Source organism: Methanocalculus sp. (assembly GCF_029762515.1).
In the GTDB taxonomy this organism is placed as follows: domain Archaea; phylum Halobacteriota; class Methanomicrobia; order Methanomicrobiales; family Methanocorpusculaceae; genus Methanocalculus.
In genome coordinates, this window is record NZ_JARVGN010000088.1 from 1 (window position 1) to 6458 (window position 6458).

Sequence of the window (6458 nt, forward strand, 5' to 3'; positions counted from 1 at the left end):
GTGGGATCGTGCAACAACAGCGGCACTGTCATCTGTCACCCCCCGCATCACCTCGGCATAGGATGCGGCGGCGGCGGCGTAGTCGCCGTTTGATTCCTCGATCCGTGCCCGAGCATACCAGGTGCCGGGATCTTCGGCATTGAGTGCAAGGGCTTCCCGGTATGCGGCAAGTGCCCCTTTCATATCCCCGGTTCCTTCAAGGGCACGGCCTTTTGTGGCATGCATCACTGCCGGCTTGTACCCGACAGAGAGTGCTGATCCGATGGCGGCAAGGGATTCTGTGAACCTGCCAAGACGCATCAGGAGGTTGATTCGCCATGCAATGATCTTTCCATCTTCCGGGGTTTGGGCAAGGATCTCGTTGAGTACCTGCTCCCCCTCCTCATACCGGCCAAGCGCTTCAAGCCACTCGGCTTTCCAGAGAAGGATATCCCGGCGTTTCAGATCAGATGCGGGGAGGCGGTCAAGGCTTGCGACAGCCTCTGTAAACTTTCCGCACCGGGCATAGAGACCTGCCATTGCAATCCAGACGGCAGGGTCATTGGGAGAGAGTTCTGTTGCCTTTGAGAACGCTTCCAGTGCCTGGGTGGTATTCCCGAGATACCGCTCCCCGGATCCGATCAGGTACCAGGCCTGGGCATTCCCCGGTTCGATATCGACCGCCCGCCTGCATTGCCGTACTGCATCCTCGACCTTCCCCTTCTCAAAGAGCGCCTCGGCCTTCTGGATGTATGGAGCGGCAGACTCACTTTTCCCAAGAATATTTCCAAAGAGATCCATCGTTATCCACTCTATCAATAGAGGTTGCTCTTCAAGAAGAAGGGTGTTGTGATCGATAGATCAGTGAGGGGAGGATGAATTATAGAGAAAGGGGCGGAACACTCCTGAAGTACAGGGGATCCGGACAGAATTCCGGGGCGGGATAGGCCATATAAAGGGGAATGGTTAAAAATTTTGGAGATTTACCATCTCCGGACTGCGAGCAGGGCAACCAGCAGGGCCGCAAAGACGGCAAAGACCGGGAAGGGTGTTGGAGTTGGCTGTGGCAGGGGGCTGAGTGTCGGTGCGAGATCAAGTGTTTCGCCACTGGCAATTGATACCGCACCGCTCCATGTGCCGTATCCCGCAAGTGAGATGGTGACCTGTTGGGGGCCTGCTGCGAGATCGGGAATGGTGACCGGGGTGATGCCATAGTACCTGTCACCGACGTTTACATTCGCCCCGGTAGGGATGGAGGTGACCCGGAGTGAGCCGGTTTCCGCCGGGAGAGGTGTTGGAACAGGAGTTGCCGGTGCTCCCGGGGAGACGAGATCGGCAACGAGCATCTCGGTCTTGCCGGGATAGACGGTGACGGACCGCTTCCAGTTATTATATGCAGGCGGCCTCAGCTCAACGATCTGGAGGCCCGCGGTGAGCCCTGTCACAGTGCCGGGGGTATTGGTTCCGGTATTTGCCCCGTTGATGATGATCGGGTACCCGGAGGGGGAGGAGGTGACAGAGATGGATCCGGTCTTTGGGAGAGAGCGGGGGTTTGCATTGATGATTGCGGTTGCACCTTCCGAGACCGCCACCCGCTCGGACCACGAATAGTATGAGCCGGATTTAAGTTCGAGCACCCGGACGCCGGTCGCAACGCCGGTGAGTACCGAAGGCGTCGCACCCATCGGGATCCCATCCAGCAGGATGGTCAGGCCGGGATGGGCCCTGATGTCGATTGATCCCATCTTCGTCGATGCCGTTGGTTGTACCGCCGGGATCGAGAGTGTCACAGTGATCGTGTCATAGGCGCACCCGGCACATTTCGCCAGCGCACCGGCATGCTGCGGGGTGTCCGAGGCATAGACCGTATAGGTTCCGGCAGAGAGCCCGGATTTCCCGCTGATCGCTTGTGTAAACCAGGTATATTCCCACCTGCCTTCCGGCGTCACATAGGCCTTCACCATGTTCCCGGTCTCAGCAAGCGCCTGCCTGTCATTGAGCGAGACGCCATTTGGATTCATTCCGGGGCCGGTCATGAAGAGGTAGAGAACAGAGGTATGTTCTGCTGTGCCGGTGAGGGTGATTGGATCTCCAAGGGTGAGATCAACTGATGACGGGGTCGAAAACGATACCGCGGCTGATGCCGGAAGGGCGAGGAGTGCAAGCCCGAGCAGAAGATAGATGATCCTGTTCATGTTGTTTACACCGGCCTGATATCGATGATAACGCCATAGGCATATGGCTTGCCTGGATAGAAGAGCCCGGCAGGGGAGCCCCGCTCCGGCACCTGTTCGGTGTGTGTGAGGATATTCTGTGAATAGAGATGTACAGAACGGGTTTTATACGGCATACCGGAGTACCTGACCTCGGATGCGGTTTTTGGCGCATATCCTGATTCAAACTGGTCGGTATTGTATGCGAAGAAGGTGAGCATCAGGGGATAGCCCGCGGTTGGGATTTGAGCCTGCCGTCCCCGTGCATTCATCTCAAAGCTGAGATAGAGGGCATTGTCCTGTGTCAGGGGAGATGCCGAGAGCGTGACTGGTGTTCCTGCCAGTTCAGGGGGAAGTACGATGATGGGCGATTCAACCGGGGCTACCGGCACCGGAGTCGGGTTTTGTGTGGGAATCGCAGGGGGTGCCTCTGCTTCTGATGTGCAGCCGGAGAAGAACGGCAGCAGGAGGCAGAGGAGAAGGAGGATGGCGATACGTTTCATGATAGATGGATGATCGCATGGGAATAAAAAATGATATCATGCCGGATCTGGTACAGTCCGGGATGCAGAAAGGACAGTATTTATTGCCTATTCGTCCATTAGTAGATCATATGACGGATGAGGGTTACCCGACAGCGAACGTGCAGGGGAAGGAGATCCCCTACGATCCCGAGACGCTCCGGCGGATTAAGGAGCATCCCTGCTTTTCAGAGAAGGCATGCCATGCATTCGGCAGGGCCCATCTTGCGGTTGCGCCGAAATGCAATATCCAGTGCAATTACTGTGTCAGGGATTTTGACTGCGTGAATGAGTCGCGTCCCGGCGTGACGAGCGAGGTGCTCAGCCCCGGGGACGGGGTTGCCCGTGTCAGGGAAGTGATGGAGAAGTTCCCGTACGTGAAGGTGATCGGGATCGCAGGCCCCGGTGAGCCGCTTGCAAACCCGGAGACGCTGGAGACGATCAGGCTTGTGCATGAGGAGTTTCCCCATCTCATCCTCTGCCTGAGCACAAACGGCCTGATGCTCCCCGAGAATGTCGATGAGCTGGTGAAGTACGATGTCTACAACCTGACGGTGACCTTAAATGCAATAGACCCTGAGATCGGGGCGAAGATCTACTCGCATGTCACCTACAAGGGGAAGAAGTACGAAGGGGTGGAGGGCGCAAAGATCCTCCTCGAACAGCAGCTGAAAGGGATTCAGATGGCTGTCGAGCGGAAGATGATCGTGAAGATCAACACGGTCTACATCCCCGGCGTGAATGACGAGCATATCCCCGAGATTGCAAAGAAGGTCGGCGCAATGGGCGTCTATAACTTCAATATCATCCCCCTCATCCCGCAGTACAAGTTCGAGGGTATCACCCCGCCGACACCGGCAATGAAGCGGGAGATGCATGACCGCTGCGAACCATATGTAAAGCAGATGAAGCACTGCCAGCGATGCCGGGCAGATGCGGTCGGCATCCTCGGAAAGGATGTGCAGTCCTGCCTTTCACACGGATCTGGCGAGAAGAAAAACGAGTAAATACACAATAGTTCAGGCAAGAGGCAATGAGCAGGATCGTGCTTGTTGATGAGGAGACCGGACAGCGGGTCCGCCACCCGCTCCGGACCCTGAAAGAGGCGGATCAGCACCGCGAATGGTACGAGCGGACGACCGGCAGGAAGTTCCGTGTCGTGAAGGTCTTCAGATCTGGGATCGGGGCGGAGAGGATAGATAAGAGATAATCCGCAGAAAGAGATGATGGGGAGATAGGCTTTCTTCTTTTCCCTTTGGGATCTCCTCCTTTCAGTACTTCATTCCATCCTTCTTCTTCCGGATGGATATCACTTCGATCACCAGCCGGTTATGCAGAAGAAAGAAGATGACACGGTAGTTGCCGGATCGCATCCGGTAACGCGGAAGATCGGCTGAGGAATCCACGATCTTCCGGACATCATACCGGTGATAATCAAGGTCATAGGCAAAACCTTCCAGATCGTCAAGGACGGCGGAGATCTGCTGTTTTGGAATCCATGAGATCTGCCGCTCCACGCGGGCCGGGATCAGGATCTGGTATTTCATCCGGCTTCCTCAGTATATGATAGGGGATTCTCGTTCCGGATGGTGATACGGAATAGGAATTCAGATCCGAAGATTCCAATCACAGGCTCAGATCCCAAGCTCCTTCCGGACAGCCGCAAGCGTCTTCACCCTGCCAGCCTCGATATCGGCAAGGCTCGCCCGTATATCCTCGATATCCTCGTCCGAAAGCGGCTCGTCATCATATGCCATGGATGCCAGCCGGGAGATGAGAGTGTCATAGCTCTCTTTTGGATGATGCTTCAGCGAATCCAGGATCTCCTTTGTCTCTCGGGAGATACGGATGGTGGTTGTGGAGGATGCAGCAGGAGCGGGGGATTGAGAGGAGACGGAGGGGGGCATATACCTATGTATACATACATCTACATAAGATGGTTTGCATCAGGATACAGTGGCACCGGGGTACAATAGCACAGGGGTTCAATAGCACCATGGTTCAATTGCCCGATGGCACCAAGGCAAGGCATCGGGGATCAGTGGAGGGTGCAGGGGAGAGTGTGGGTACACCAGATGCAGGCCCCGGCATCAGAGCCATTGAACATCACCCAGCCGGGGCGATCACCCCGATAATCTTCCAATACTTTTTCTGGATGGACGGCACATTCTATTACGGCGCGAGGGTAGCCAAGCCCGGCCAACGGCGTCGGACTTAAGATCCGATCCCGCAGGGGTCCGCCGGTTCGAATCCGGCCTCTCGCATTTATGTTTTTATACGTGATTCTTCTCCAAATCTTTTTCATCCGATGATACTAAACATCAACTATGTCCAACCCGGCAACAGATGACCAGACGATCTCGGTCATCTACGTGGATGATGAACCATCACTCCTTGAGATTGGCAGGTTATTTCTCCAAAAGACCGGCACATTCACCGTCACGACTGCGGAGAGTGCTGACGAGGCAATTCAGACTTTACAAAAACAGTCTTTTAATGCAATCATCTCCGATTACCAGATGCCGGGTATGGACGGGATCGCATTTCTGAAGTACCTCAGAACAGCTGGCGATACAACGCCTTTCATCATCTTCACCGGGAAAGGGAGGGAGGATGTGGTCATCGAGGCGCTGAACGAGGGTGCTGACTTCTATCTCCAGAAAGGAGGCGATCCGAAATCGCAGTTTGCCGAGCTCTCGAATAAGGTCAGGTATGCGGTTACCAGGAGGCAGGCAGAAGAAGCGCTTCTTCTGAAGAACGAAGAACTTTCAGCTGCTGAGGAGGAACTCAGATCCCAGCTGGATGAGACCATTGCCGTACAACACCAGCTCGCCCTCTCTGAACAGCAATACAGAGCTATCTTTGAACATACAGAGGCACCCACCGTCATCATCGAAGAAGATACAACCATATCGCTGGCAAATAGTGCGTTTGCAACGATCTCCGGGTATTCAATGCAAGAAGTGATCGGCAGGAGTTGGGCAGAGTTTGTCATCAAACAGGATCTCGATCGGATGATGGTGTACCACCGGGAGAGGAGGGAAGAGGGGGTGGAGCCACGAACACAGTATGATTTCACCTTCATCAACCGTTATGGTGATCCCAGTACCATCCATCTGACCATCGGGATGATCCCCGGCACACGGCAGTCGGTTGCATCGTTCCATGACATCACCGAGATGAAACTGGCTGAATCTGCCCTTAAGATGAGCGAGATACGTTACCGAAGACTCTTTGAAGCTGCACAAGATGGTATCTTGATCCTTGACGAGGATGATGGTGCGATCATCGATGCAAATCCGTTTGTCCTGAAGATGCTCGGGTATTGCCTTGACGAACTTCTTGGAAGAAGACTCCCTGAAATTGGATTCATCCGGGATAAAATCCTTGCAGAAGAGGCTTTCCTTCGACTGAAAGGAGAGGGATATATCCGGTACGAAGATCTCCCGCTTGAGACGAAAGATGGGCGGTTGATGGAGGTTGAATTCATCAGTAACCGTTATGCGATCAATGACCACTCTGTTATTCAGTGCAATATCCGGGATGTGACTGAGAGAAAGAGAGCTGAATCTGAGATTTTAGAGGCTCAGAGACTGCTTGGAGGCATGCTGGATGGCATCCCTGATATCGTTGGTCTTCAACATCCCGATCATACGATGGTCAGGTACAATAAAGCAGGCTATGAGCTCCTTGGTCTGACACCAGAAGAGGTTGAAGGGAGGAGGTGCTATGAGCTCATCGGGCG

8 protein-coding genes and 1 tRNA gene are annotated in these 6458 nt (G+C 54.5%); 4 read left to right on the forward strand and 5 right to left on the reverse strand.

The window, feature by feature from the left end:
* The 3 genes from QCH34_RS04470 to QCH34_RS04480 form a co-directional block, all read right to left on the reverse strand.
* The coding region (locus QCH34_RS04470; protein WP_300330743.1) for a tetratricopeptide repeat protein at nucleotides 1-780 on the reverse strand (780 nt) is incomplete at its 3' end.
* 182 nt (nucleotides 781-962) lie between these two features.
* Complete coding sequence (locus QCH34_RS04475) at nucleotides 963-2174, reverse strand: PEGA domain-containing protein (protein WP_300330748.1); 1212 nt, start codon at nucleotides 2172-2174, stop codon at nucleotides 963-965.
* A 5-nt stretch (nucleotides 2175-2179) separates the two neighbouring features.
* Complete coding sequence (locus QCH34_RS04480; RefSeq protein WP_300330753.1) at nucleotides 2180-2695, reverse strand: hypothetical protein; 516 nt, start codon at nucleotides 2693-2695, stop codon at nucleotides 2180-2182.
* A gap of 110 nt (nucleotides 2696-2805) precedes the next feature.
* On the opposite strand from QCH34_RS04480, the gene nifB reads away from it, so the two are divergent.
* Both nifB and QCH34_RS04490 read left to right on the forward strand, forming a co-directional pair.
* Entirely contained in the window at nucleotides 2806-3720 is a 915-nt protein-coding gene (gene nifB / locus QCH34_RS04485; protein WP_300330758.1) for a nitrogenase cofactor biosynthesis protein NifB, read from the forward strand.
* Between the two features lie 26 nt (nucleotides 3721-3746).
* Nucleotides 3747-3923 carry a hypothetical protein gene (locus QCH34_RS04490; protein WP_300330761.1) on the forward strand — a complete coding sequence of 59 codons (177 nt, stop codon included), beginning with the start codon at nucleotides 3747-3749 and terminating at the stop codon, nucleotides 3921-3923.
* A 61-nt stretch (nucleotides 3924-3984) separates the two neighbouring features.
* Here the strand turns inward: QCH34_RS04490 and QCH34_RS04495 are convergent, their stop codons facing one another.
* Nucleotides 3985-4260 (reverse strand): hypothetical protein, encoded by a 276-nt coding sequence (locus QCH34_RS04495; protein ID WP_300330764.1) that lies wholly within the window; start codon nucleotides 4258-4260, stop codon nucleotides 3985-3987.
* An 87-nt stretch (nucleotides 4261-4347) separates the two neighbouring features.
* The gene (locus QCH34_RS04500) at nucleotides 4348-4620 is read right to left on the reverse strand and encodes a hypothetical protein (protein ID WP_300330767.1); all 273 of its coding nucleotides are present in this window, start codon (nucleotides 4618-4620) and stop codon (nucleotides 4348-4350) included.
* A 272-nt stretch (nucleotides 4621-4892) separates the two neighbouring features.
* Between QCH34_RS04500 and QCH34_RS04505 the strand changes: the two genes are divergently transcribed.
* Together QCH34_RS04505 and QCH34_RS04510 are read left to right on the forward strand one after the other, a co-directional pair.
* Nucleotides 4893-4977: transfer RNA gene (locus QCH34_RS04505), tRNA-Leu, on the forward strand.
* A gap of 63 nt (nucleotides 4978-5040) precedes the next feature.
* Nucleotides 5041-6458: PAS domain S-box protein (locus QCH34_RS04510; protein WP_300330770.1), on the forward strand; the 1418-nt coding region annotated here is incomplete at its 3' end.

Coding starts and splice junctions, on each gene's coding strand:
- QCH34_RS04475 (WP_300330748.1), bottom strand. CDS start 2,174: ATGAACAGGATCATCTATCTTCTGCTCGGGCTTGCACTCCTCGCCCTT.
- QCH34_RS04480 (WP_300330753.1), bottom strand. CDS start 2,695: ATGAAACGTATCGCCATCCTCCTTCTCCTCTGCCTCCTGCTGCCGTTC.
- nifB (WP_300330758.1), top strand. CDS start 2,806: ATGACGGATGAGGGTTACCCGACAGCGAACGTGCAGGGGAAGGAGATC.
- QCH34_RS04490 (WP_300330761.1), top strand. CDS start 3,747: ATGAGCAGGATCGTGCTTGTTGATGAGGAGACCGGACAGCGGGTCCGC.
- QCH34_RS04495 (WP_300330764.1), bottom strand. CDS start 4,260: ATGAAATACCAGATCCTGATCCCGGCCCGCGTGGAGCGGCAGATCTCA.
- QCH34_RS04500 (WP_300330767.1), bottom strand. CDS start 4,620: ATGCCCCCCTCCGTCTCCTCTCAATCCCCCGCTCCTGCTGCATCCTCC.